At 62.1% G+C, this 25,808-nt stretch carries 25 protein-coding genes; 20 read left to right on the forward strand and 5 right to left on the reverse strand.

The features are described 5' to 3' along the window. Window positions 1–4: 4 nt before the first annotated feature. The gene (locus WKI89_RS07845) at window positions 5–1,900 is read right to left on the reverse strand and encodes a tetratricopeptide repeat protein (protein WP_337868620.1); all 1,896 of its coding nucleotides are present in this window, start codon (window positions 1,898–1,900) and stop codon (window positions 5–7) included. Between WKI89_RS07845 and WKI89_RS07850 the strand changes: the two genes are divergently transcribed. From WKI89_RS07850 to WKI89_RS07915, 14 genes are all read left to right on the forward strand, one after another. Next, window positions 1,865–2,497, forward strand: coding sequence for a S8/S53 family peptidase (locus WKI89_RS07850; RefSeq protein WP_337868621.1), 633 nt, complete (start codon window positions 1,865–1,867; stop codon window positions 2,495–2,497). The two genes, WKI89_RS07845 and WKI89_RS07850, sit on opposite strands and share 36 nt — an antisense overlap. A gap of 218 nt (window positions 2,498–2,715) precedes the next feature. Beyond that, entirely contained in the window at window positions 2,716–5,850 is a 3,135-nt protein-coding gene (locus WKI89_RS07855; protein ID WP_337868622.1) for a tetratricopeptide repeat protein, read from the forward strand. Between the two features lie 206 nt (window positions 5,851–6,056). Next, entirely contained in the window at window positions 6,057–6,773 is a 717-nt protein-coding gene (locus WKI89_RS07860; protein ID WP_337868623.1) for a hypothetical protein, read from the forward strand. A gap of 27 nt (window positions 6,774–6,800) precedes the next feature. Continuing rightward, a complete protein-coding gene (locus tag WKI89_RS07865; RefSeq protein WP_337868624.1) occupies window positions 6,801–7,013 on the forward strand; it encodes a zinc ribbon domain-containing protein in 213 nt (70 codons plus the stop codon). After that, a complete protein-coding gene (locus tag WKI89_RS07870) occupies window positions 7,013–9,643 on the forward strand; it encodes a C1 family peptidase (protein WP_337868625.1) in 2,631 nt (876 codons plus the stop codon). The genes WKI89_RS07865 and WKI89_RS07870 overlap by 1 nt, the downstream gene beginning before the upstream one ends. A gap of 63 nt (window positions 9,644–9,706) precedes the next feature. After that, on the forward strand, window positions 9,707–9,850 hold the full coding sequence (locus WKI89_RS07875; protein WP_337868626.1) for a hypothetical protein: 144 nt from the start codon (window positions 9,707–9,709) through the stop codon (window positions 9,848–9,850). 212 nt (window positions 9,851–10,062) lie between these two features. After that, complete coding sequence (locus tag WKI89_RS07880) at window positions 10,063–11,388, forward strand: TolC family protein (RefSeq protein ID WP_337868627.1); 1,326 nt, start codon at window positions 10,063–10,065, stop codon at window positions 11,386–11,388. After that, window positions 11,389–12,447: a TolC family protein gene (locus WKI89_RS07885; RefSeq protein ID WP_337868628.1), complete on the forward strand. Its 1,059-nt coding sequence runs from the start codon at window positions 11,389–11,391 to the stop codon at window positions 12,445–12,447. It abuts the gene before it with no gap. A 40-nt stretch (window positions 12,448–12,487) separates the two neighbouring features. Then, window positions 12,488–12,709, forward strand: coding sequence for a hypothetical protein (locus WKI89_RS07890; protein WP_337868629.1), 222 nt, complete (start codon window positions 12,488–12,490; stop codon window positions 12,707–12,709). Window positions 12,710–12,852: 143 nt separating this feature from the next. Further along, window positions 12,853–14,187: an efflux RND transporter periplasmic adaptor subunit gene (locus tag WKI89_RS07895; protein WP_337868630.1), complete on the forward strand. Its 1,335-nt coding sequence runs from the start codon at window positions 12,853–12,855 to the stop codon at window positions 14,185–14,187. Then, entirely contained in the window at window positions 14,184–14,897 is a 714-nt protein-coding gene (locus tag WKI89_RS07900; protein WP_337868631.1) for an ABC transporter ATP-binding protein, read from the forward strand. The genes WKI89_RS07895 and WKI89_RS07900 overlap by 4 nt, the downstream gene beginning before the upstream one ends. Beyond that, window positions 14,894–16,186, forward strand: a complete 1,293-nt coding sequence (locus tag WKI89_RS07905) for an ABC transporter permease (RefSeq protein ID WP_337868632.1) — start codon at window positions 14,894–14,896, stop codon at window positions 16,184–16,186. The genes WKI89_RS07900 and WKI89_RS07905 overlap by 4 nt, the downstream gene beginning before the upstream one ends. Before the next feature lie 69 nt (window positions 16,187–16,255). After that, window positions 16,256–16,798 (forward strand): hypothetical protein, encoded by a 543-nt coding sequence (locus WKI89_RS07910; protein ID WP_337868633.1) that lies wholly within the window; start codon window positions 16,256–16,258, stop codon window positions 16,796–16,798. Window positions 16,799–16,808: 10 nt separating this feature from the next. Further along, window positions 16,809–17,396 (forward strand): YceI family protein, encoded by a 588-nt coding sequence (locus WKI89_RS07915; protein WP_337868634.1) that lies wholly within the window; start codon window positions 16,809–16,811, stop codon window positions 17,394–17,396. Here WKI89_RS07915 and WKI89_RS07920 read toward each other — a convergent pair. Both WKI89_RS07920 and WKI89_RS07925 read right to left on the reverse strand, forming a co-directional pair. Beyond that, complete coding sequence (locus WKI89_RS07920; protein ID WP_337868635.1) at window positions 17,371–17,919, reverse strand: LOG family protein; 549 nt, start codon at window positions 17,917–17,919, stop codon at window positions 17,371–17,373. The genes WKI89_RS07915 and WKI89_RS07920 overlap by 26 nt on opposite strands. A gap of 60 nt (window positions 17,920–17,979) precedes the next feature. Beyond that, the gene (locus WKI89_RS07925; RefSeq protein ID WP_337868636.1) at window positions 17,980–18,819 is read right to left on the reverse strand and encodes a DMT family transporter; all 840 of its coding nucleotides are present in this window, start codon (window positions 18,817–18,819) and stop codon (window positions 17,980–17,982) included. Between the two features lie 338 nt (window positions 18,820–19,157). Between WKI89_RS07925 and recF the strand changes: the two genes are divergently transcribed. After that, complete coding sequence (gene recF, locus WKI89_RS07930) at window positions 19,158–20,237, forward strand: DNA replication and repair protein RecF (protein ID WP_337868637.1); 1,080 nt, start codon at window positions 19,158–19,160, stop codon at window positions 20,235–20,237. A 4-nt stretch (window positions 20,238–20,241) separates the two neighbouring features. Beyond that, a complete protein-coding gene (locus WKI89_RS07935) occupies window positions 20,242–20,622 on the forward strand; it encodes a hypothetical protein (RefSeq protein WP_337868638.1) in 381 nt (126 codons plus the stop codon). A gap of 489 nt (window positions 20,623–21,111) precedes the next feature. Here WKI89_RS07935 and WKI89_RS07940 read toward each other — a convergent pair whose 3' ends face one another. After that, window positions 21,112–21,864 carry a sulfite exporter TauE/SafE family protein gene (locus tag WKI89_RS07940; RefSeq protein ID WP_337868639.1) on the reverse strand — a complete coding sequence of 251 codons (753 nt, stop codon included), beginning with the start codon at window positions 21,862–21,864 and terminating at the stop codon, window positions 21,112–21,114. Window positions 21,865–22,000: 136 nt separating this feature from the next. On the opposite strand from WKI89_RS07940, the gene WKI89_RS07945 reads away from it, so the two are divergent. From WKI89_RS07945 to WKI89_RS07960, 4 genes are all read left to right on the forward strand, one after another. After that, window positions 22,001–22,801 (forward strand): DUF721 domain-containing protein, encoded by an 801-nt coding sequence (locus WKI89_RS07945; protein ID WP_337868640.1) that lies wholly within the window; start codon window positions 22,001–22,003, stop codon window positions 22,799–22,801. Between the two features lie 304 nt (window positions 22,802–23,105). Then, window positions 23,106–24,065: a branched-chain amino acid transaminase gene (locus WKI89_RS07950; protein ID WP_337868641.1), complete on the forward strand. Its 960-nt coding sequence runs from the start codon at window positions 23,106–23,108 to the stop codon at window positions 24,063–24,065. Between the two features lie 244 nt (window positions 24,066–24,309). Continuing rightward, the gene (locus WKI89_RS07955) at window positions 24,310–24,822 is read left to right on the forward strand and encodes a hypothetical protein (RefSeq protein ID WP_337868642.1); all 513 of its coding nucleotides are present in this window, start codon (window positions 24,310–24,312) and stop codon (window positions 24,820–24,822) included. A 140-nt stretch (window positions 24,823–24,962) separates the two neighbouring features. Next, the gene (locus WKI89_RS07960) at window positions 24,963–25,181 is read left to right on the forward strand and encodes a hypothetical protein (protein WP_337868643.1); all 219 of its coding nucleotides are present in this window, start codon (window positions 24,963–24,965) and stop codon (window positions 25,179–25,181) included. Here the strand turns inward: WKI89_RS07960 and WKI89_RS07965 are convergent. Continuing rightward, window positions 25,178–25,780, reverse strand: a complete 603-nt coding sequence (locus tag WKI89_RS07965) for a GNAT family N-acetyltransferase (protein WP_337868644.1) — start codon at window positions 25,778–25,780, stop codon at window positions 25,178–25,180. The two genes, WKI89_RS07960 and WKI89_RS07965, sit on opposite strands and share 4 nt — an antisense overlap. Window positions 25,781–25,808: the final 28 nt, after the last annotated feature.

The following is a 25,808-nucleotide window of genomic DNA, read 5'->3' on the forward strand; positions in this document are numbered from 1 at the left end:
ATGCTCACACCGTCCGGAGCAGTTTACCGGCGAACGCAACGGCCTGCTCATTCGACATGGCGTAACCGCGGTACCACATCTGTTGCCACTCGAGGTCGGTGAGGCGTTGTTGCACGCTTTCACGCCGCTTTTCCTGCAAGGCGCGATACAGTGCCGACAAAGGCGCACCGGTTCGCTCGGTCAACCCGGCTACCACACCCAGCGATACCGCAGCGCACCGGGCATCTTCCAGGAGTACGCGCTCGCGGGTGGCGCACCAGCCGGCCAGGGTGGTGAAAAAGCAGAGCGCCCGCCGAACATGGCTGTGAATGTGGGGCAAAGCAAGCTGCAGGTGTTCTTGTGCAGTCGCGCCATCGCCGCGCAGCAGGGCTATTTCGGCCAGGTTGGTGTGGGCCAGGGCCAAAAACCGTAGGATGCGCTTATCCAGGTGCTCGAGCCCCTGAAGGGATCGCTTTTGCGCCTCATCGAGCTTTCCGAGGGCCAAGGCCAGTTCCCCAAGCTGGGTGAGCGCAAGCCCCAAGGCGTGTTCATCATGCGTCTTTTTTGCGATCTGCAGGCATTCGCGCAGGGTTTGTTCTGCACACACATAGTCCCCTTGTTCGATAAAAATTCGCCCGCGCGTGTTGAGCGCCCAGGCCAGGCCTAACCGGTGGGCTTTAGCCAGTGCAATACTCTGATCGGAGAACTCCAGCGCCGCTGCAAAGTCGTGACGGTTCCAGGCCAGATGGCAGGCGCCGTTCAAAAAACTCAGGCGCAACCCAGGCTCGGCATTCTCCGAGACCCGCAGCACCGCATGCGCCTTTTCCAAGCCCTCGAGCAAATATCCCCGGGTCTCCCAAAAATCGGCCAGCGGTCTACCAGTGGTCAGGGCCAGCGCAGCATCGCCTTGGCAACAGGCCCATTCCAGGGCTGCAAGAAAATTGGCATGGTCGGGTTCGATAAATGAAGCCTCGAGCGGTGCGGGTGCGTTCAAACGCGCGGCAAAATAGCGCGCGTGGCGCTCTTCTGCCAGGGCGAGTTCAGCCGGGGCCATCTGTTCCAGGGCAAATTCGCGGATCATCTCCAACATGCGCCAGCGTGTGCCATCGTGCGCGAGCAAGTGCTGGTCGGTCAGCTCTGCCAGGGCGTTGCCAACCAGGTGTTCATCCAACCCGCAAACCGCGCTCGCCGCAGATAAATCGAAACCCCCTCGCAATACCCCGAGCTGGCGAAACACCTGCTGCGTGCCTGTGCCGAGCAAGCCATAACTCCATGCCAGTGCGTTATACAAGGTCTGCTGGCGCGGCGGCAGATCGCGCGCTGCTGTGCGCAAAGCCGAGAGCCAGTGGGGTTCGCCGCTCAACGCTCGCACGAGCTGCTCGAGGGTCATACGGCGCAAAGAGGCGGCGGCCAGTTCCAGTGCAAGCGGTACACCCTCGAGCCGCACGCACACCTCGGCAATCAGCGGTGCGTTGGCCGCAGTAATTGCGAACCGGGGCTGGTGTTCTTTCACCCGGGCCAGAAAAAGCTGTGCGGACTCGGCCTGACCAAGCTGGCTGAGCGTTTGCTCACGCTCTGGTAACGACATGGGCGGCAAAACATACGCATGCTCGCCGTAAAGGTGTAGAGGTACGCGGCTCGTCGCCAAAACTTTCAATCCTCTACAGGTTTTCAGCAACTCGGCCACCTCAGTGGCGGCATCCAGCACCTGCTCGAAGTTGTCGAGCACCAGCAACACGCGCTTGCCTTGCAATGCCGAGGTCAGTTGCCTGAGCGGGGTTCGTGGGCCCGACTCGGCGATGTCGAGTACCCGCATGATCGCAGGCAAGACAAGGGCTGGCTCAGTAACTGCGGCCAGCTCGACAAACCACACGCCATCCTGAAAATGCTCGAGCAGGTTTTCGGCAGCGCGAATGCTCAAACGCGTTTTGCCGATGCCCGGCAGGCCGGGCTGGGCGGCAGCTTCAAAATTTCCAACGACGGCGGAGCCAAGCTGCTGGTGCTGGTGGCGGCAGCGGGGAACAACGGGCAAAACTACGGGTTCGCGCCTTGCATGCTAGATGGGGTGATCTGCGTCGGGGCCTTGGCCAACGATAGCAACACCGCCATTAGCAACTCCAACTACGGCTCCTTCGTGGACATCTGGGCCCCCACCGACATTCACGCGGTTTATGGAGACAACCCCCCGCTGGGGCTGGCATTCTTTGGTGGCACCAGCGCCTCCACCCCCTTTATTGCCGGGGTCGCAGCGCTCATGCGGGCCTACAACCCCTCGCTTACCTCTGATCAGGTTAAGACCATCCTGCAGCAGACCGGCTACAACAACTCCCCCGACCCCAAGGTGAATTATTACGTGAACGCCTTTGCCGCCGTGCTGAATGCAGCCGGAAACTACCTGAACCCAGACCCCCTCGAGCCCAACAACACCCCTGCCCAGGCCAGCCTCCCATCGCCTACAATAGCGCCTCTGGCACCAATATCGGTGGCGGCTTCACCCTGCTGCCCGGCGCAGCCATGAACTTTGCGGTAATCTTCTCGGTACCCAAAGGAACCGAGGTCAAAGCCCTGGTGCTGCGGTTGGGCGAATACGGCGATACCGGCAGCAAGGATGTGCGGGTAAGCCTGTAGACGGGTTAAATAGCCCCTCAAAGAGAACAATCCTCTGCGCTTGCAGAGGATTGTTTGGGTGGGGTAACGCCGATATAACGTTGGTTCGTCTAGTCTGGAATCTGGGTCATGGCCAGGCTGGAGACTCCAAATACCCAAGCGGCGTTCATCGCCTCAATACGCCCCCGCCTCAAGAGCGTAGTACTCAAGCGGGCTGGGCTGGCCTTGGCCCTCTCGGGCGAGCCAGGTGTTGGTAAGACTCACCTGGCCCAGCAGCTTTTGCGGGAGACCCCTTGTCGCAACTTTAGCTTTCACGCCCTAGCACCGCTGAGTACATGGGTGCGCGGCCTGCCCCACCCCGACAGGCTACCCGCCTGGGTCGAACCCCTGCTGCTCAAGCTGCAAAAAGGTGAGGCGCTGGATGGCCAAAGAACGGCGGAGGCGCTGGGCACCTGGTTGGCTGCACTGGCTCCGGTGGTGCTGTATCTGGAAGACATTCACGAAGCCAGCCCGGAGGGCCTCGAGTGGATCCAAACCCTGGCAGCCTTGACCCTGCGCACCAAAGGGGTGGCCCTATTGGTTACCAGCCGCAACCCACCCCCCGAGCCCTTCGAGGCGTACCGCCTGGTGCCCCTTTCTCCCGAAGCCTCCCAGCGGCTGCTCGAGGCCGAGATAGGCAGCCACCTGCCCAGTGCAGCTCTGGCCTGGATTTATGAACGGGCCCAGGGCAACCCGCTGTTTAGCCTCGAGTACCTGCGCTACCTGGCCCGGCAGGGCTTTCTGTGGAGCGATGGGCGGCAGTGGCACTGGCGGCCTCCAGAGGTAGGCGCCCTGCCGCTTACGGTAGAGGCGCTCCTGGAGCAGTGGCTGCGCGAGGTTGCCCGCACCCCAACCCTGCGCCAGGCCCTGGAAAGCAAAGCCCTGCTGGGGCCGGGGGCCGACCCTGGGGTGTGGGCCAGGGTAGCCGAACTTTCGCCCGAAGAGCTGCGTATGGCCCAGATGGCCTTACGGCGACAGGGCGTTTTTGGGGATGAGGAATTGGCTCATCCGCTCTACCAGGAAGTTACCCTGCGCGGCCTCCTGCCCCCGCAACGCCGGGCCTATGCGCAAAGGGCACTCGAGGCCCTGAAAGTTGAAAATCCCGGCGCAGCAGTCGAATTTCTGCAAGAAGCCGGGCTCGACCCCAAGGCCGCCATGGATCTGCTCAACCGCGCAGCGCAGAGCGCCAAAGCGGCCGGGAATGTCCTTCAGGTGGCCCGCCTGCAAGCCCGGATGGTCGCGTATGCCGACCCGGACGAACGGGGGCGGCTGGCCCTCGAGGCCGCGCAAATACTCCAGCACCACCACCTGCAGGAGGCCCGCCGCCTGACCGAGGTGGTTTTGCAGTCACCCACAGCCAGTTCTCAGGCGGTCTATTTGCATGCCCATCTGATGGCGCGGCTGGGGTCTTTCCCGGATTTACAGCGGTTGCTGGCCGGGCTTCCAAGGCCATTGCGAGAACAAATAGACCTCCATGCGCTTTCTATCAGCACCCACAACATTGCGGGCAACCACCAGACGGCCCTCGAGATCTGGAACGCCCATTCCGAACTCCACACCAACCCCACCCTCGAACTTCTAAGGGCAGTAGCGGCCTCGGCCCTGGCTTGCGGCCAGATGGAACAGGCCCAGGCGCTCTGCGCCAAGGGGCTGGATCGGGCCCCTACCCCGGAACTGCGCTGTGAGTTTTTATCCATCCAGGCCCTAATCGCCCACCACCAAGGCCATTTCGCTCAGGCCGAGGCTACCATCGCCGAAGCCATCGAGGGGCTCTCCACGCTGGATGCACCCCGTCTCCTGAGCATCGCCCTGGTCAACCGGGCGGCTTTCCTGAGGATGCTCAACCGCTACACCGAGATGGGCCAGTGCCTAGAGCAAGCCCTGGAAATCCGGCGGCAGGTGGGGGATGCCAAGGGCTATGCCTTTGCCCTGGCGGCCTTGGGCGAGCTGCTGACCGAGCAAGGCCACTACGAACGCGCCGAAGAGGCCATTACCGAGGCTATCCAGACCCTCCAGCCCCACGGCCCCAGCCGGTTCCTGACCAATGCCCACGCCATGGCCAGCTTGCTCTACGGAGCCCAGGACACCCCGATCAGCAAGCTACTGGCCCTCAAGCATGCTGAGACTGCGCTTGGCTACGCCCGGCAGATGGGTAGCCCCCGGCTGGTGCGGGAAATCCTGTTTGATGCGGCCCTGGCCAACATTCGCTCGGGGTACATCCAGCGTGGAATGGACCTGGCCAGTGAGGCGCAAGCTCTGGCCGAGGCCGCTGGCAACTCTCCTCACGATAACTTCCGCACCCTCTGGGCCCAGGGCCTGGCCCTCGAGGCTTTGCGGAAGCGGGCGGAGGCAGTACAGGCTTTGCAGCAGGCGCTGGATATGGCTCGACAACTAAAAGTGGCTATAGACGAGCAAAAGCTGGGGCTGGAGCTCGACCGAATAACCGGGAATCTGGACAGCGCCCGCCGCCGTTTGGCCTGGTTTGAGGCGCATGGTCTGATGAACGGCGCCTATCTGGCCCATCGCTACTTCCCTCAGCTTGACCAGCGCCCCCCGTCCGACGCCGCACCCTCCGTTCGGTTCCGCCTGGAGGTACTGGGCCCTATGCAATGGACATTCGAGGGCCAAAGCGATGCACTGCGCGGGCAGAAACGCAAAGAGTTGCTGGCGATGCTGCTCGAGGCCCGGGTAGCAGGGCGCGCCGAGGTGAGCAAGCTCGAGCTGCTGGATGCCCTCTACCCCGGCGAGGACGAGGAGAAAGCGACCGCTGCCCTCAAGGAACTGGTTCACACGGTGCGCTCGAGCCTGGAAGCCTGGGTTGTGGCGACCACCCCTGCGGGCTATGCCCTGGGTGCAGGGGTTGGTTCCGATCTGGAAGAGTTCCTGCGTACCGGCGAGGCCCGCCTGTGGCGGGGGGTTTACCTGGAGGGGCTTCCTTCCTCGCAGGAAACTGTACGTGAGTCGGTGTACCAGGCCTTGCGCAACTGCGTGCAGGCTTTGCTCGAGTCCGAGCCTCAGGAGGCAGCCCGGCTGGGGCGCATCCTGCTGGAGGCCGACCCCTACGACCTCGAGGCTTTACGCCTGACCCTTAAGGCCCTGCGGCAGGCCAGGAACCATAAGAGCCTGGGCCGGCTCTATCAGGAAGCCAGGGGATGGATGCTCGAGGTAGGTGAACGCCTACCAGCCAACTGGGCCGCGTTTCTGGAACCAGAAGCAAGAGCTTAGAAGACGCCTTGCACGCAGGGAAGGAGCCAATAATACCGGTTCCGCTTGAATCCCTCACCTTTGGGTGTAATCAAAGGTGAGGGATTCGAGCCGACCGAAGAGAGTAGGAGTGCGTATAAATCAGTTTTGTGCATCGGCGCAAGCCGCCCTTTTTCTAACCGTCGCCTGACCAGCCCTGACGCACCCTAAGCTCGAAAGGAGAAACCATGTTCGACCTTAGAATGCGCATCCTGGTTCTGGTATTGGGGTGCGGTCTTGTTCTGGCTGCCAGCACCACCTACCACATCGTGATCAACGGCCAGGTGGCTGCCGATAACGCCATCGTGATGAACGGCAAGACCTATGTGCCGGTCTCGGTGCTAAAGTCGCTGGGGGTAAGCTACAGTCTAAAGGGCACTACACTTACCCTGGGCAATCCGGCTCCTGCCAACCAGACCCCCGGTGGGGCCAATCAGCGGGCCTCGCTAGAAGGTTGCCTGGGTGAGACCCTTTTCAACGGCATCTGGCGCCTCAGGGCTGCCAAGCTCGAGCCCATCTTGAAGGATGCTGGAACCCCCCTGCAAACCCCCGGCTGGGGCGTGACGGTGGAGCTGCGCAGCAGCGCCAAGGCAATGCTGCAACCAGCCTTGAGTGGCCTGCGCGATCAGGGTATCCAGATCGCCTTCGACGATGCACAAACTCTCACCGCCGATGCCCTGGACGTACAGAAGCTGACGTTCGCCAACCTCCCGCCGGGGGGTGCGGTGGTTCATCAGCTCAAGTTCTGGTACCGCTACGATACCCCTAAAGACCAGGTCAAAACCCCCAGCAAACTGCTTCTCGAGATCAACCCCAGTGGCTTTGAGAACGCCATTCGGGCCAGCGGGGCTGGCTACACCACAGCCACCCCCAGCTTTCGTGTGCGACTCGACTGCCAGAAGTAAGGCCAGTGTGAGAAAGGAAGTGCGCCAGTGAAAGAGGAGACCGTTATCTCTTACCGCATCTGCCCGCACTGCAACCGCGCGGTTCCAGCCAGCTCGCAGGAGTACTACTGCCTCAACGATGGCGAGCGGCTACTCGAGGCCTGTCCCCGCTGCAAAGCCCGCTTCACCTCGCCCTATGCGCGCTTTTGTGGAACCTGTGGGCTCGATTTCACTCTGGTTTTGGAAGAAAGGGAGGAATGATGAAAGCAATTAAGCGGCTGGGAGCAGTTGTTTTTCTCTTAGGGGCATTGGTGGCCTGTTCGCCAGGTGGAAGCAAGTTGGACTCCAATCTGTTTAGCGAGACCAACGCTTGGAAGGAGGGTATTCCTGCCGATGCCCAGATGGTGAGTCCCGATGAGTTCCAAAAAGGCATCGCCTCGGGCGAACTGGTGCTCAGCAGCACCGCTACTGTAGCGGCTACCAAGCAGGCCAGGGAAAAACAGTACCAAAATGACAAAACCACCCTCAACAACATTTCCAACAAGGATCCCAACATCAAGGCCTTGCTGGATGAGGCTGCCACCACCCCCAACTTCGAGGGCGATCGTCCGGTGAGCGGACCGGGGGGGCAAGAAGTGGTGCTGTTCGGCTTAGGTACCCAACTCCGCAACGCCAACGAAAGCTATAAACTCTCACAAAGCGTGGACAACGCTCTGGACGATTACACCTTGAGCTATGCGCTTCTGCCTGACGATCTCAAACCGCAAGCCCCCACCCCCGACAGCCTGAAGGGAAAATCGCTGGTCGAGGTGAGGGCGGCCCTTGAGCTGCTCAATAACCTGCTGGGAAGCAGACCTTTGAGCCTAAAGACGGCACGCCTTGAATCCGGTGGGGGGATCCAGCCTCAAGCGATCAACCCTGGAAACGGAAGCGACCAAGATGCCAATTGTGCCGCTCCCACTGGTCTGGTGGCGCGGTATTGGTTCCCCTTAAAAAATTTCATCAGCCCTATCAAGAATCAGGCCAAGCGCGGAACCTGTTGGGCCTTCACCGCTATCGGTGCGGTGGAAAGCCGTGAGCGGGTGCAAAACAATAACCCCGCCAATCTTTCGGAGCAGTTCTTGATCAATAAGGTCAAGCAAGACTGGGACTCCGACGACTACTCCGACGGCTACTGGTCAGAGAAGGCCCTCGGTACTGCTGTGGACAGGGGACAAAGCATTCCCAGCGAGGGTGGCTGGACCTATAACCCGGCTTGGGGCCGCCCCACGGTCAAAGACGGTGACAGCAACTCGTATGCCAACAGTTGCAACAGCTACAGCGGCACATGCTCCGATACCGCCCATCAAAGCCGCCGGGTCTGTACCACCTTCATCTTCACCTTTTGTAGCTACGCCAAGGTGACTTTCGGCGGACCAGGAGTAGCCGCCTCAAAAACCATTCAGGTCTGGAAAAATGGTGATTCCTTCGATCTCAACCGCTTGCGCAACTACCTTTCACAAGGCTACGTGTTGCTGGCCTCGTTCCCAGTCTACAAAGGCTTCATGGACGATGTTAAAAGCGACGGGATAGTGAGCAACTACGCTAGAACCAAGCTCGAGAATGGTAAAGAAGTTAGCGGCTCCTACGGGGGCCATGCGGTTCAGATCGTGGGATTTCTCTCCAATGAAGATATGACCCAGTTCGGCCAGACCCCCAACGTCGGCGGGGGTGGGTATTTCATCGTCAAGAACTCCTGGGGTTGCGGCGCAGGCGATGGAGGTTTCTATTATGTCCCAGCCGACTACGTAAGCAGCATCTTCAACTCCCTGAGCGTGCTGAACTTTGATGGCCGCCGCAGCGATGCCTGGAAGCAGGAGCAGGCCGCCCCAGGGGGTTCCGAAGCGCCCAAAATCACCATCAAGACCAACCCCGCCAGCGTGAACCTGCGGGTTGAGACCAACCTCGCGCAGTTCTTCGCGGTCACCCACCCTGTGGCCAAGAGCGTCAACCTGACCGTAACCTCCAACACAGACGGCATCCTCTACAGCGGCAGTTGGAGCACCGACCGTAACAGCCTATTCGGCCCCGAGCTCAAACGTACTTTCACCTCGGCTGGGAGTAGAACCCTGACGCTCCTCACCAAGTACGGCAGTAGCCAGGCCAGCAGTAGCTTTGTGGTCAACGTGACCAACACCCCGCCTACCCTGAACCTGCAGTACGGAGGAGACCCCCACCAGGGTGAAGCCTATCCCATCACCGCACTCATCACCGACCCCAACGAACCCGACACCACCCGGCTATGCGGCAGTACCCAATGGTCGGTGGATGCGCCCGACACGCTATCGGGCACTGCCGGTTGCTCGGTCTCGGTTACCTTTGGCACTACCGGTGCCCGCCAGATCCGGGTGACCACCCAGGATAGTGAGGGGGCCACCGCCAGCAGAACCCTTACCCTGGATGTGCTGCCCCCACCTGTAAACCCTTATCCCAAAATCACCGATTATGGGGTGTACTCGAGGGAGTTCACAGGTGGACAAATCCGCTTTTGCGGCAGTGTGAAGGTAGCAGGGGGTAGTACGATCGTCCTGAGCGATATTGGTTGTACCTTCCGCATCGGACCTGCCCCTACCCGCTACTATGGCGGCATAACTGTGGAAAACCCCGACAACGAAGCCCTGACTTACGACTGGAAGCTGTACGTGAGCGGACCAGGGTTTGATAAACTCCTCCTCGCCAATACTGCCTCTACCAGCAATGTTTTCGACTTATACAACGTCAACAATGCTGGGCTGGGCACCGACAATTGTCGTGTAACCGTGAAGGTCAACGCCCCCGACCCCAGCCGCAGCAAGGGGCCCATCACGATCTGGACTGGCAGGTGTACCTATTACTCGTTTAGGCTAAACTAGCCTGGAGTACAAAACCACAATACGGCGCGCACTGCGCCGTATTTTTTGAAGTACCATACGCCCATGCGAAAGATTGCCGGCGCTCTGTTTGCATCGCTGGACAGCGTGATGCAAGCCCCCGGTGGGCTAGAGAAAGACCCCAGCAAGGTTTTGCGCTGGGGGTTGGAATGGGCTCATTCGGACGATATGACTTGCGGGGCCGTGTAGGGTTAACTGCTGAACGCACCCTTATGAACTCCTGCTGGGGCGCAAAACCTATGAAATTTTTACTGGCCTCAGATGTCCCCGAACACCCCGGTTCAGTCCTACGGCCACGAACTTTGTGGCGTTCTTTTGTAAGGGTCTTCACCAAACCTACACATCCTGTACTGTACCTATACACAAGAATCGCAGAATATGACCTTTGTGGAGGTACCGACTTGAAGAGGCTATTGCCAACCCTAGCAACCCTGCTGGCCCTAGCACCTCCGGCCCTGGCGCAGGGCCTCGAGCTTCCCCAGGCCCTTCAGGCTTTGCCCAGCACCCTGGATTGGAAAAGCGCCGACCTCAACTACGAGAGCGCGGTGCGGCAACTCGAGGCTGCCCTGGCCGCCCAGGGCCTCAAGCTCTCAGGTGGGGCCGACTACACCCTGCGCGAGGGTAGCGGTAGCGGCCTGACCGTCTCAGGCACCGCCAGCCTGGGGGTGCTGCCCTGGTCGAGCAGCGCCGATGCCGTGCGCAGCGCCGAGCGGGCCCTGGAGCGGGCCGCCCTGACCCGGCGCGAGGCCCGCAATAACCTGTACATCGCCCTGCACACCCAGTACTTCAACTTACGCCAGGCCCAGAGCGACCTGGCCCTGGCCCAGGCCACCCTGGCCCTGCGCGAGCGCCAGCTACAGATTGTGACCGCCCAGAACCAGGCCGGCAGCGCCACCCTGAGCGACCTGCTCACCGCCCAGCAGAACCTGGATGCGGCCCGCTCGAGCCTGGTGAGTGCCCAGGGGGCGCTCGAGCTGGCCCGGCTCACCCTGGCCGGCACCCTGGGCCTGGCCCCCCAGCAGCTCGGCAACCCCACCACCCCCCCCGGGGAGCCCAGCCTGCCCGGCGAGGGCCTGGAAGCCCTGCTGCAAAGGGCTCTGGCAGGCCGCCCGGATGTGCTGCGGGCTTTGTCCCAGCTCCGCGACGCCGAGGAGAATCTGGCCAGTGCCGAGCGCAACCGATTGATTCCCAACGCCTCGATTAGTGTGGGCTACAGCGACAGCGGCAGCACGCTCTCGGCGGGCCTGAACTTCAAAAGTGGCACCGCCTCGCTCTCGGCGGCCCTGCCTGTGACCCAGAGCACCAGCAGCACGGTTTTGCAGGGCTACAGCCTGGGCCTGTCGCTGAGTGTACCCATCTTTGACCCCGTGAGCGATAGCAACATCCGCACCGCCCAGACCGCTTTGCAGGCGGCCCGGCAGGCCCTGGAAACCGTGCGCAAGGCCGCCGAACTGGATGTGCGGCAGAAGTATCAGAACCTGCAGACCGCCCAGGCCGCCGTTGCTGCGGCCAGGGCCGCTTTGAATACGGCCAACCAGAGCCTGCGCACCGCCCAGGCCCGGCTCCAGGCCGGCACCGGTACCAGCGTGGATGTACAAGCGGCCCAGGTGAGCCAGCTTCAGGCCCAGCGCAACCTCGAGAGTGCCCTAGCCCAAGCCCAGTTGGCCGCACTGGCTCTGCAGAACGCCTTGGGCGCCGACTTCACCATAGCACTTGGAGGAAAATAGATGACCCACCTCGCAAAACGCTTTTTTTGGCTGCTGCCGATGCTAGTTTTTTCGGCTGGGCTGGCCCAGAACAGCCTGACCCTGGTACAGGCCCTTGCACAGGCCTATAGCCAGGGCCCCTCGCTGCAAAGCGCCCAGGCCACCCTGCAAAACGCCACCCTGCAGCTCAACGCTCTCAAGGCCGATCCCAGCACCCTGATTCTGGCCCTCACCCAGGCCGAGCAGAACGCCAAGCTGGCCCAGGTCAACCTCGAGGCCACCCGGCTTTCGGTAATGCAGAGCGTGGTAAACACCTATACGAATCTCTACGAAGCCCAGCAGAACGTGGCCTTGTTCCAGGCCCAGGTGGCCCTGAACCAGCGCAACCTGGACGTGGCCAGGGCCCGTCAGGCCGCGGGCAACGCCACCGCGCTGGATGTGGCCCGGGCCCAGACCACCCTGGACAGCTCGAGGCAGTCCCTCACCAACGCCCAGGCGCAGATACCGGTGCTGGCCGCTCAGCTCGCTACGCTTCTGGGCTTGAGCGATCTGGGCAACGCAACGGTGACGGCCCCACCCGCCCCGCCTACCTTGCAAGCCAACCTCGAGGCCCTGCGCAACGGCCTGTTCGAGCGCCTTCCCAGCGTGCTGCAAGCCCAGCAGGCGGTGGAGCTTTCCCAGCTCAACGTCAAGCTGGCCGACAACGACTACACCCCGGCGGTTCAACTCAACACCGCCAAAACCAGCCTGGAAAACAACCTGCGCACCCTGCAAACCGCCCAGCAAAACGCCCAGACCAGCCTCACCAACACCTACCAGGCCGCCCAGAGCGCCTACAAAAGCATCGCTCTGGCCCAGGCCAATCTGGCCAACGCCCAAAAAGTGGTGGAACAGAGCCAGGCCGCCCTGCGGGCCGGCACCATCTCGGCTTTGCAACTCCAGACCGACCAAGTCTCGCTTAGAAGCGCCGAGTACGCCTTGGTGCAGGCCATCGGCAGCTACTGGAGGGCCCTGGCGGCCTTCTCGGTGGCCGCCGGCCAGGACTTCACCGGCCTGGTGCGGGTGGCCAGTGCGCCCTAGCCTCTTAGCCCTTCGGAACCCCAATCGAGGAGACGCAGAGATGTTAGACGGCCTTGAGCGAATCCAAGCCCGCAACCGACTGCTGCTGGAAGAGGTGCGCCAGGAGGCCCAGCGGTTCGCTGGGCTGCTCGAGGCCCGGACGGCTTCGGGCGGCGAAGACCTGAAAGACGAGCTGGAGGTCATGCCCGAGAAGGGTAAGCGCTCTACCAGCCTTTCCTGCCAACGCTGCCTTGAGGAGCGCTACAGGGCAGCGCATTGTTGAGGTTTTCTCTAGCGACTGCTTTCGTTCAGCCAAAGCCGCAAAGGAAGTTTTTATATCCCAGACAGGCCAGGTGCGTCTTCACCAAATCTTCGCATGGCATACACCGAACATTGGATATCCTGGGAGAAACTCGAGGGGTGAACATGACACAAGCCCGTTCCCGCATCCGCATACCCTGGCGCTGGCTGGCTGTGGTTTTGGTGTTGGCCGGTCTGGGGGGTGCGGCCTACTGGTTCCTGCGGCCCAAGCCCACCAGCACTGCGCCCACGATCGAGACCGCCACCGTGCAGCAGGGGGTGTTCCGGGTCTCGGTCTCGGGGCCAGGCACCCTCGAGGCCGTGCAGACCCTGGCGGTTAAGCCTGCCGTAAACGGCACGGTGCTCAAGCTGCCCACTGTGGGCGACCGGGTGCAAAAAGGCCAGCTCATCGTGGAGCTCGACCCCACCGAGTATGCCCGCGCCCTGGAGAACGCCCGGCTGGCCCTGCAGAAGGCCCAGGCGACCCTCGACAAGCTCCGGGCCGACCAGCAAAGCGCACTGGCCTCAGCCCAACAAAGCGTTTCCAGTGCCGAAGTAGCCTACGACAGCGCCCGGCGCGACCTCGAGGCCGCCCGCACCAACCTCGAGGCCACCCAGAAGCTCTTCGACCTGGGAGGGGCCAGCGCCCAGAGCCTGCAAGGCGCGCGCGACGCCTACGCCAAGGCCCAGGCCAGCCTGGAGATGGCCCGGGTTAACCTGAACACCGCACGCCAGGCCCTCACGCTCCGCAGCAACGCCAACGCGCAGGACCTCAAGAACGCCCAGATCGCCGTGGAGCAGGCCCGCCTCGAGGTCAAAAACGCCGAGGAAAACCTGGCCAGCACCAAGATCTACGCCCCCTTCGACGGGGTGGTCTCGGAGGTCAACGCCCAGGTGGGGAGCATCGGGGTGGGGGCCACGGTCAGCAACAGCACCGCCCTGCTCACCCTGATTGACGACAGCAGCGTGAACCTGCCAGCGCAGATTGACGAAAGCGAGATCGCCAAGGTCAAGGTGGGTCAGAAGGTCGAAGTCACCCTCGATGCCTTCAGCAACGAGACCTTCGAGGGGGTGGTGACGGCCATCTCACCCAGCGCCACCATTCAGCAGAACATCGCGGTGTTTTACGTGACGGTGCGGATTGCCAACCCCGAGCGCAAGCTGCGGCCCGGTATGACCGCCGAGGGCGAGATTATCGCTGAGGAAATTCCCAACGCCCTGACCATCCCCAAGCGGGCGGTGCAGACCGTGCGCAACCGGGCCTACGTGGACGTGCTGCAACCCGACGGCAGCAAGGAGACCGTGCGGGTGGTGCTGGGGCCCGACGATGGGGTGAACCAGGTGGTGCTGGAGGGCCTCGAGCCGCGCCAGACCGTGGTGCTGCCCAGCCGCGTCCAGTCCACTTCCAGCAGCTCCAGCAACCAGGGCGGCCTGCGCCTGCCCATCGGAGGTGGGCGGTGACGGTGGTGTCCCTCCAGCAGGTGCGCAAGGTGTACAAAAGCGGGGCGCTCGAGTTTGAGGCCCTCAAGGGGGTTTCGCTGGAGATTCGCCAGGGCGAGATGGTGGCCCTGATGGGGCCTTCGGGTTCGGGCAAAACCACCCTGATGCAGATCATCGGCCTGCTCGACCGCCCCACCGAGGGCCGCTATATCCTGGCTGGGCGGGACGTCACCACCCTGAGCGAAAACGAGCGGGCCGAGGTGCGCAACCAGGAGATCGGCTTTGTTTTCCAGGCTTTTCACCTGTTGCCGCGCCTGAGCGTGCTGGAGAACGTGGAGGTGCCCCTCACCTACGCCGGTTACAGCCCTCAAGAGCGGCGGGAGCGGGCCCTCGAGGTGCTGCAAAAAGTGGGCCTGGGCGACAAGCTCAAGAACCTGCCCTCCCAGCTTTCGGGCGGTCAGAAGCAGCGGGTGGCCATCGCCCGGGCCCTGACCATGCGCCCCTCCATCCTGCTGGCCGACGAGCCGACCGGCAACCTCGACTCCAAAACTGCCGCCGAGGTGATGCGGCTGTTCCAGGAGCTCAACGATGAAGGCACCAGCGTGATTATCGTGACCCACGAGGCCGATATCGCCGAGTACACCGCGCGCATCGTGCGCATCCGGGATGGGCAGATCGAGTCCGACGGCCCCAACCTCCACCGTAAACGGGCTGTAGGAGGCTTGGCATGAGTGTTTCTGTAGCGAGATCGGCTCCGCAAAAAGCACGCTCGCACGTGGGCGGCATGAACCCCTGGCAGGTCTTCCGCATCGCCTGGCGGGCCATTCTAGGCAACCCCTTGCGCTCGGTGCTCACCACCTTGGGGGTGATTATCGGGGTGGCGGCGGTGGTGGCCCTGACCATGGTGGGGCAGGGTTCCACGGCCAACATCACCCGCAGCCTGCAAAGCCTGGGCACCAACCTGCTCACCATCGGCAGCAACACCGGGGGGCGGGGCGGGGGCTTTGGCCTGGTGCGCTTTGGCGGCCCCCAGACCATCACCCTGGCCGATGCTGAGGCGGTGAAATCGGCCTTCGCGGATCGTCTGGCCGGTGTGGCCCCGGCCTTGCAAAGCAACCAGCAGGTCAAGGTGGGGGCCAACAACCTCAACGTCACCGTGATTGGCACCTGGCCTGACTACGCCAGCGTGCGCAACGCCCAGCCGGCCTCTGGCAGCTTCTTCAGCGAGACCGACCTGCAAAGCCGCCGCCGGGTGGCGGTGATTGGGTATGGCATCGCCCAGGATTTGTTTGGCGGCCAGGATCCCCTGGGGCAGCGCATCCGCATCGCTGGCATCTCCTTTACGGTGGTGGGGGTGCTGCCCGACAAGGGCGACTCGGGCTTTGCCAGCCCTAACTACCAGGTGATGGTGCCGCTCTCGACCTACCTCCAGCGCCTCTCGCGCAGCAGTACCGGCGAGCCGAGGGTAAATGCCATCTACGTGCAGGCCCCCGACAAGGACTCACTCAGCCGCTTGCAGCAGGAACTCACCGACTTTATGGCCCAGCGCCGCAAAGTGACCGACCCCAGCGAGTACGACTTCAGCGTGCAGAACCAGGCCGACGCGCTGGCCTCGGTCAACCAGGTAACCCAGACCATGACCCTCTTCCTGGGCGGGGTGGCCGGGATCAGCCTGCTGGTGGGGGGCATCGGCATTATGAACATCATGCTGGTCTCGGTGACCGAGCGCACCCGTGAGATTGGCATCCGCAAGGCCCTGGGGGCCAAGCCCCGCGACATCCTGACCCAGTTTTTGGTGGAGTCGGTGGTGCTCTCGGTGGGGGGCGGCATCCTGGGTATCTTTTTGGGTCTGGCCATGGCCGGCAGCGTGGGGCAGTTGCTGCGGGTGACCCCGGTCTTCGACCCCTTCAGCATGGTGCTGGCCTTTGTCTTCTCGGTGGCGGTGGGGGTGTTCTTCGGCTTTTACCCGGCCTCGAGGGCGGCCCGGCTCGACCCGGTGGAGTCGCTTCGGTACGAGTAGCATCCGGCTAAGCCAATCTTTATCGCTTCTACACAAAGCGGTTGCAAACTACCCAAACGGGAGGCACACATGAAGAGACTGATGGGCTTATTGGCCATACTGGCTTTGGGTTTAGCGCTGGCGCAGGGTGGGCCACCCAACCTTAGCCCCGAGATGCGGCAGCGGTTCGAGGCCTACCGTCCGGTGCTGGATCTGGTGGCTACCGTTGGGCTTTTGGATGAACTGGACAAGCAGCGGGGCCTGGCTTTTACCAAGACCCAGGCCCAGAAGCTGCTGCCCATTCTGCGCGACCTGCAAACCCGCACCGACCTCAAGCCCGCCGAGGCCAGCAAGATACTAAGCAACATCGAGGACAACATCCTCACCCCGGCCCAGCTCAAGTGGATTGACCAGACCATCCTCAAGCAGCGGGAGGAGGCCCGCCAGCGGCGCGAAACCGCCGGGCAGAACCCCCAGGCCGGTCAGGGCAACTTCCAGGGTCAGCCGCGGCAGGGGGGCCCAGGGGGGTTCTTCCAGGCCGTGACCCTGGGCAAGCCCTACAATCCCTTCAAAGAGCAGCCCCGTGCGGCCGATAACCTCAAAAACCTGATCGCCTTGCTGTCCAGGAGATAGGGGAGGAACCATGGGGAGGTTGGTTGCACTGCTACTACTTTTTGGGATTGCCCTGGCCCAGAGCCGGCTCGAGCTCGTCCCGGCCCAGAGCGAGGCCCGCTACCGGGTGCGCGAGCAGCTTGCTGGTGTCAACTTTCCCAGCGACGCGGTGGGGGTTAGCAAGCAGGTGCAGGGGGTGGTGCGGCTCGACCGCAATGGGCGGGCCCTCGAGGGCTCCCGTTTTACGATGGATCTTTCGGCTCTCACCAGCGACCAGACCCGGCGCGACAACTACCTCCGCCGCAACACCCTCAACACCGCCCAGTACCCCCTGGCCGAGTTCCTGCCAAAAGAGGTGCGCGGCCTGAGCTTCCCGCTGCCCGCGAGCGGCAAGGCCCCGGTGCAGATTGTGGGCGACCTGAAGATTCGCGACGTGACCCGGAGCGTGACCTGGGAGGGCGAGGTGGAGTTGCGGGGCGATACCGCGGTATTGCAAGCCCGCACCCGCTTCACCTTCCGCGACTTTGGCCTGACCCAGCCGCGGGTATTGTCGGTGCTCAGTGTGGACGAGACCATCCGCCTCGAGGTGAGCTTTACCTTCCGGGTGCTGGAGCGCTAGAGAGCCCCTGCAAAAACCTTTGCAGGCTTCGCAGCGAGTCAATGGGGGTGAGCAGCTTGAGGTTGTCGGGGGTGACCTCGAGGCTGGGGCGGATGACCTCGAGCCAGCCCACGTGCACCGCCAGCGGCTTTAGGGGCTTGCCGTGTAGCTGCGCGATGTGGTTGAGGTTCCAGGCCGCCAGAATCTCGGCCAGGGTGCCTACGCCACCGGGCAGGGCTAGGCAGGCTACGCTCACGTCAATCAGCCGCTCGATGCGGGTGAGCAGCGAGGAGGAGGGCAGCTCCAGATCCACGTGCAGGTTGGGCCCATTGCGCTGGGGAAACAGGCTGGGTGCGGTGATGCCCACCACCAGCCCCCCGGCTTCCTTGGCCCCCTGCGAGACGGCCTCCATGGCCCCGTTGTAGCCGCCGGTGGCCACGCCGAACCCGGCCAGGGCAATGGCCCGCCCCCAGGCCTGGGCCTCGGCAAAAGCAGGTGTACCCGGCTGCGCCCTTGAAGAACCAAACACCGTGACAAGTTGCATGCCTACAGCCTACCGGCCTGCCTGCGAAAGCTAAAGCCCCGAAGGGTTGGCAAGCGCCCATCAACCCGAGGCAATCAGGGTAATGGCCACCAGCGAAAGCAGCACCCCCAGCGTCTGGCCCCGGCTCAAGCGTTCGCGCAACAAGCCCCAGGCCAGGAGGGCTGTAAAGGCCGGATACAGCGAGGAAATTACCGCGGCCACATCCAGCCGGCCCGCCTGGGCGGCCACCAGAAAAAGCACGTTGCCCCCGGCGTCCAATAGTCCCGCCAGGCCCACCAATCCCAGGGTAGCGGAAAGCCCGGTCTCCCGGCGCAACAGCCCCATCCACCCGACCAGGAGCAGCATGAGAAGGGTGGCCACCAGCTTGGCCAGGGCCGAGGGCCAGAACAAACCCTCTACCTGGTGAATGAGGGCAAAGTAGCCGCCAAAACCCAGTCCCGCTAGAAAAGCGTAGATTAGGCCCTGCGAAGGGCCAGCAGCGCCTTCGGGACGGGCCGCCAGCCAGACCCCCAGCAAGCCCACGGCAAAACCCAGCAGTTGCAAAGGTGCCGGCAGACCCTCGAGGAAAAGCCCTGCCAAAGCCGCCAGCACGGCCCCCACCACCCCCGCGATGGGGGCCGCCAGACCCATCTGCCCGGCCTGGAAGGCCCGGTACAAAAACACCAAGCCCACACATCCGGCCAACCCGGCAGCCATGCTCCAGGGGATGTCCTGGGGTTGAAACGCTTCCGCGCGCAGCAAGGCCAGCAGCGTAAAAAGCAGCAACCCTGTGGCGTGCACCAGCAAGGCAATCAGGTAGGGGTTGAGCCTGCGCGAGGCCACCCCACCGCTAAAATCGCCGGCCCCCCAGGAAGCCGCCGAGAGCAGGGCAAACGCAACCGCGGCCAGCTCAGGGCTCACCACCAGCTCCCAAACGGTGCACCCAAAGCCAGCCAAGCCGGGTAGATTGCCAAGTGAATTTCCACTCTTCCTGCCTCATGCTGGCCAAAGCCCGTAGCGAGAAGGCTCTGCTTGCCTGCCACGAACATCCTGTCATACGCACTCCTACTCCCTTCGGTCGGCTTGAACCCCTCACCTTTGATTCCATCCAAAGGCGAAGGGCTCAAGCGGAACCGGTACCATGGGGCCATCTTAAGGTACGCATGGCCGATTCCATTGGTGGGGACATATCGAATCGCGGCCTGAAAATGAGCCTCGAGGCCTTGAGCCTCGGGCGCTGGGCATATAGCCTATAGCCAGTGCGTCTGTTGCGGTTGCGACAAAAAAACTTTCGGAACCTCTCCACCCCGCTCTTCGTTCCCCCGGCGGGTCTGACCACCATCGTGGGCGGAAATGCCCAGGGCAAGACCAACCTGCTCGAGGCCATCGAACTGGCCTTGGGTGGCGAACTGCGCAACGGCCTGACCGAGCGCATCGCCTTTGGCGAGAGCGAGGCCTGGGTACACGCCGAGATCGAAACCCAGTTTGGCAACAGCCGCCTGGAGGTCAGGCTGAGCCGCGAAGGCCGCGAACACAAGCTCAACGAGTCCCCGGCCTCGCTGCGCGAACTCGTCCAACTCCCCGGTGCGGTGCTCCTAGGCCCCGACGATCTGGAATTGGTACTGGGGCCGCCGGAGGAGCGCCGCCGCTTTCTGGATGTGCTGCTTTCACGCTTCTCGGCCCGCTACCGCTCGATGCTGAACCAGTACAACCGGGCCTTGCAGCAGCGCAACGCCCTCCTAAAAAGCAGCCTTCGTCCGCACGCTATGCGCGGGGTGCCCAACGGCGAGGGCAAATCGGGCTCCATCCAGGCCTCGATTGGCGTCTGGAACCACGAGTTGGTCAAGTACGGCAGCGAGATCCTGAGCCTGCGCCGCCGGATGCTGTCCAAGCTGACCCCCCTGGCCCGCGAGGCCTACCGCGAGCTTGCGCCGGGTGAGCTGGGCCTCGAGCTCTCCGAGAGCGTAGACCCTGAGCGCTTCCTGGCAGCGCTGGAGGACAACCTGCAAGACGACCTCCAGCGCGGCGCAACCAGCGTGGGCCCCCACCGCGACGATCTGAACATTCTGCTTTCCGGGCGCGAGGCGGCCAAGTTCGGCAGCCGGGGCGAGTGCCGCAGCATCGCGCTGGCCTTGCGCCTGGCCGAGCACCGCCTGCTCTGGCAGCACTACGAGGAGGCCCCGCTGCTCCTGGTAGACGAGTGGAACAGCGAACTCGATACCCGCCGGCGCGAAGCCTTGCTAGCCTATGCCCAAAGCCTGCCCCAGGCCATACTGGCTGGGTTGGAAACCCCTGGCGGCGGGGCCGTGGTGGAGATAGAAGCAGGGGTTTGGAGCTGAAGGTATGCCGAGTCCAGACCCCATCAGCGAAGCGCGGCGCAGCCTGGCCTGGGCACTGCTGCTCTCACTGGCAATTCTGGCCCTGATGGTAGCCCTGCTGGCGGGCTTCACCCTACTGCGCTTGCTTCCCCACGCCCCGTTGCTGGTGGGCTCGAGCGAGCCCGTCACCCTGCCTTCGGGTGAGCGGGTACATCCAGCGTGGCTTCGCGTGGCCGTGCCCGCTTTTGCCATTTCGCTGGGACTGGGGGCCGCTTCGGTATGGGGTTTGTTCTGGCTGCGGCGGGAGTGGGCCAAATCTCCCACAAAGGTCGAAACAAAATCTCACAAGAAATCCACACAAACCCTTGCACCATCGAATAAACCTAAAAAGAAGCGCAAGCGTTAAATTCCCCCAACGCACTTACCCCTTCGCACCAACATAAACCCAACAAGTGCCACGTGCGCCATCGTGAGCCTGCCATAGCGTGAACCAAAGGGCTTTCATACGCATTCCTACTCCCTTCGGTCGGCTTGAACCCCTCACCTTTGATTAGACCCAAAGGTGAAGGGTTCGAGCGGCACCGGTATCACCGGGATTGCGCAAGCGACCCTGCTCAGGGCGCACTTCACAAAGATGGAGCCCTCCAGGGTCAAGAATCCTCTGTCCCAGACCAGACCGTTGCCACCTGGAACCTCAAGCCCAAGCGTGCCACCTACTTTGCGGCGAAGAAAGCGTCTCGCCTCGGTGAGGCACGTCTGCTTGTTGCTCGTTTTCGCCGGGCGGCAACGTCTGTGAGGTGCGCGATAAGGCCCGTCCAGGGGTCTTTTTCGTCAACATTTGGGTCGTTTATAGACAGACTTGGTATTAGCTCAGAGCAGTTCCCACAAACCGCATCTACGCCAGCAACAAACGCAGCCCGCCCAACAAGGCCAGCGTAAGGGCCATCCATTCGAAGGAATTCTGGTGGATGTAGCCCAGCAACCAGCGACCCGCGATTGCCCCCAGTACCACCGCCGGAACCAGCCAGAGGTTGAACGAAAGGGACTCGAGGGTTATCAGACCCAGCCCCACCGCGAAGGGAACTTTGAACAGGTTGACCACCAGAAAGTACCAGGCGATGGTGCCCACCACCTCGAGCTTGCCCATCCGCATCGCCAGCATATAAATCAGCACAAAGGGCCCCGCTGCGTTGGCCACCATGGTGGTGAATCCCGCCGCCATGCCCATGCTGGGCGCAAAAGCCGGGTGTTCGGAGATGGCCACACTGCTAAGCCCCAGGGCCTTGCGGTAGAGCTGGTAGACCATCATCCCCACGATGATGCCGCCCACAATGCGCTGTACCTGAAGGTCGTTGATAAAAGCCAGCAGGATGGCCCCGCCCACCACCCCCACCGCCGTCCAGGGGAAAATTTGCAGGAGCTGGGGCCAACGCACGTTCTTGCGCAGCATCCCCACCGCGATGAAGTCGGCGCAGATCAACACCGGCAGTAAAGCCCCGGTGGCCTCGCGGGCCGGGATGATACTGGCAAACAGCACCACGGCCAGCGTCACCGCTCCCGACAGTCCGGTTTTGGAAGCACCCACCAGCCAGGCAGCCAATAGGGCCACCGCCCACCCCGCAGCACTCAAATCCACAGCCTCCACCATACCCGAGGGGCCTCCTTTTGCCTGGCCTCAACAACCCGGAAGAATGGGCGTTCGCGCTGCGGGAGCTTTCGGTGTTGCTTGGCTCGAGTGTGTGCTTGCTCTGGCCGATCGGGGTTTTATTGCATAACCTGAGGTGATGTCCAAGGCCAAGCACACCGCCGACATTGTTGCTAAAATCCTGCGGCAAAAGGGGCTCGACGCCGGGGTTCAGCGGGGCAAAGCCCTGATGCTATGGCCCGAAATTGCAGGGCCGGCCCTGAGTGAGCTAACCGAGGCCGAGCGCCTCGAGGACGGGATTTTGTTTGTGCGGGTAGCCGATTCGGTGGTAGGTCATCAGCTAACCTATCTGCGGGAGGAGTTCATCCAGCGCTACCAGAAAAAGCTGCCCGGCATGGTGCGGGAGTTGCGTTTCTTGGTAGGAGCGGAGAAAAAAGCCAAGCCTAAAAGCCAACCCGCTGCTATACCCAAACTTAGCCCCGAGGAAGAAGCCGAGCTGCGCCAACTGGCTGAGCGCTCCCCCCAGGAGCTCCAGGGTGTGATCCTACGGGCCGGGAAGGCGGTTGTGCAGAAGCAAAAAGAGAGCCCCCACCCGCCCTGCATCATCTGCGGCACCCCCAGCCCGGAAAGCCCCTGCAAACCCTGCCAGAAGCTGCTCGGCGAGGCTGCTGTGCAGCGCGAGGCCCTGCGGTTGACCCGTTTTCCCCTAAAGACGCGCCTCGAGGGCCATGCTTTGAGTGCTGCCCGCTACCTCGCACAAAGCAAGCTCGAGGCCCAGCTACGCGACCTTCTACCCCATGTTATTCAGCAGCCCGAACTGATGGCCATCCTCCAGGACACCGCAAAGCGCTACTTGCAGCTTCGCACCGGTGAAAAAGAGGTTCGGGCCTACCGACATCTGTTACCGGGTACACTGGGCGCCCTCCTCAAAGAAATATGATTGAAGGGTCAGCAGTACGTCCCGGCTTGCACACCAGGGAGCATCCGGGCGAACCCAGGGAGGACGATGGCTCACCCGCAGCATAGCCCATCCAGGGTATAAGCTGTCCCGTACTGCGTTGGCTAAACCTCGAGCAACCGACCTCAGCAAGCCCTTGTATCGAGTTTGGGTGAAAAGTCCCCGTTTGGGAGGCTGTTCACCCCCACCAAAGGGAGTAAACTAGGCTTTACAAAGATGCACCTCGGCTCTGCTCTGAGCAGCAGCTTCGCGAGGCCGCTATCAGCATTCCCCGCTGGAGGAAACCATGGCAACCGAAATCAAACCCAAAAGCATAGGCGGCGACAGCAAAATGAAGACTGGACTGATCTGGTTTAACGGGCAGATGGTGCCCCAGGAAGAAGCCAAGGTATCGGTACTGACCCACGCCCTACACTATGGCACCAGCATCTTCGAGGGTATCCGGGCCTATGAGACTCCCAAAGGCCCCGCCATCTTCCGTCTACAAGAACACACCGAGCGTTTCTTCCACAGCGCCAAGGTGATGATGTTCGAGATGCCTTTCACCCCGGAGCAGATCAACCAGGCCATTCTGCAGGTCATCCGCGAAAACGGCTACAAAAGCTGCTACATCCGCCCGCTGGCCTGGATGGGCGCCCATACCCTGGGCGTCAATCCGCTGCCCAACAACCCCGCCGAGGTGATGGTGGCCGCCTGGGAGTGGGGCACCTATCTGGGCGACGAGGCCGTGCGCAAGGGGGCCCGGCTGATTACCTCGTCCTGGGCTCGCTTCCCCGCCAACGTTATGCCGGGCAAAGCCAAGGTGGGGGGTAACTACGTCAACAGCGCCCTGGCCCGTGTGGAGGCCCAGCAAGCCGGGGCCGATGAAGCCCTGTTGTTGGACAAGGAAGGTTTTGTGGCCGAGGGGTCGGGAGAAAATATCTTTTTCATCAAGGGGAATACCCTTTATGTAATCGAGCACTCGGTCAACCTGATGGGCATTACCCGCGACTCGGTCATCACCATCGCCCGCGACCTGGGCTATGAAGTGCGCGAGGTGCGGGCTACCCGCGACCAGCTCTACATGGCCGACGAGATGTTCATGGTCGGTACCGCCGCCGAGGTCACGCCCATCTCTTACCTCGACCACCGGGCTATCGGCACCGGCAAGGCCGGCGAACACACCATGAAACTCCGGGCAGCCTACATGGATGTGGTGCAGGGGAGAAACCCCAAGTACGACGCCTGGCTGACCTATGTGATGTAGCATCAGCCAAGTTTTTATACCGTTTCCGCTTGAATCCTTCACCGCCCGCCGCAGTCAGAGGTGAAGGATTCAAGCCGACCGAAGGGAGTAGAAAAGCATTTCGGCAGTATCGTTTAGGCTTGCCGAAGTGAACGATACTGCCGAAATGCGTATTACAACATTGTCTGGCCTCGCCGGCGGGTGCGCAATCCGGGAAGGTGGGCTTTGGGGTAATTTTTCTTACATTTTGACGCTAGACTAATGTATGCACCTCAAGGTAGAGACCCACAACCTTGTCGCCAAGACCCACACGGTCAAAGTCGGTACCTTTCCGGTTGCGCTGTATCACGAGCACAGCCACGGGGTCTATGTCGAGCGTGCGTTTGTGGGGCATCCAACCTTTCGCTACTGGAAAGCCCATATTCTTCCCGCACAACATCTACAAATTTGCCAGTACACCACCCACGACGACGTTTACCCATTCGAGTTTTATATAGACATCGTGCAGGTCGAGCGCGAGGGGCCTATTCTTAGGGTCAAGGATTTGTATCTCGATCTGGGCATTGCTTACAACGGAACCCTCACCCTGATGGATACCCACGAGCTATTCGAGGCGGTGAACGCGGGCCTGATCCGGCTGGACGAGGCCTTCCTGGCCACCCAGACCCTGCACGACCTGATCAACCGACTGGGCCAGCACGACAACAGCCTGGATCGCACCCTGCGAGCGCAGGGCATCGAGCTGGCGTGGGAGTCCGATTTGTTGTCCACCTCCTGATACCGGTTCCACTTGAACCCCTCACCTTTAGATGTAATCAAAGATGAAGGTTCAAAAAAGTGAACGATACTGCCGGGATGCGTATGAGATTGTAATTTTGCGGGTAGGGGCGAAACTCGACCCACCCCTAGAATTTTCCCATGACCCCTTTTCGTAAATGGCAACTCTTTGCCCCCCTGGGCCTGACCCTGATTGGAGCAGGTATCTCCCTGACCGATCACGCCAGTTACCTCAAATCGCAGGGTGAGCCCTGGTTCTGGCTGGGAACCTTTGGGCTGGTGGTGTTAAATTCGGGCGTGGCCCTGATGGCCGATGCAGTGAAGAACCGGGTGCTGTACGAACTCCGTCAGAACCGCTAGCCCTCCAGCTTCAGGCCGTACTCGAAGCCCCAGGGAAATTCCTCCAGAAGCTCGAAGCCAACGCGCCGATAAAAGGCCACTGCGCCCACATTGCGCCGACCCACCCCCAGGTGCACGCCCCGAACTTTGAATTCGCACAAGCGCTCCAGAAAGGTATTCATCAGCTTGCGACCCAGCCCCTGGCCCTGTGCTCTGGGTAGAAGGTCTATGTGTAGGTGAGCCGGGTAGGCACGGGCCCAGCGTGAGGGAATATAGCCCTTGTGAATCAGACGGATCATGGCTGCATCCCTCGAGGTGTCGCCCTCCGGCGGCAGGGGGTACTTTTGCCGTAGCGGGGGCAGCCATTCGTTTTCCATCCAGGCCGCGAAATCGTACGAGTCGCGGCAGCCCAGCACATAGCCGCACACCCCTTGCACATCGGTCAGGACGAAGGTCAGGTCTGGCTCTCGAATCGCGTAGGGTGCCGCATAGAAATGGCCCAACAGCTCGGGGTCTCGGTACAGGCCGCTGGCATCGGCCCCGCTGTCGCCGGTGAGCAGACAGATGCGGTAAAGTTCGGGTAGATCGGCTGGCTGGTAGGGGCGGATGGTAAAACCCATGCGTCAATCCTACTCCGGTTAGAAAAGC

Origin of the sequence: Meiothermus sp., assembly GCF_037443965.1 — a bacterium.
Classification (GTDB): Bacteria; Deinococcota; Deinococci; order Deinococcales; family Thermaceae; genus Meiothermus.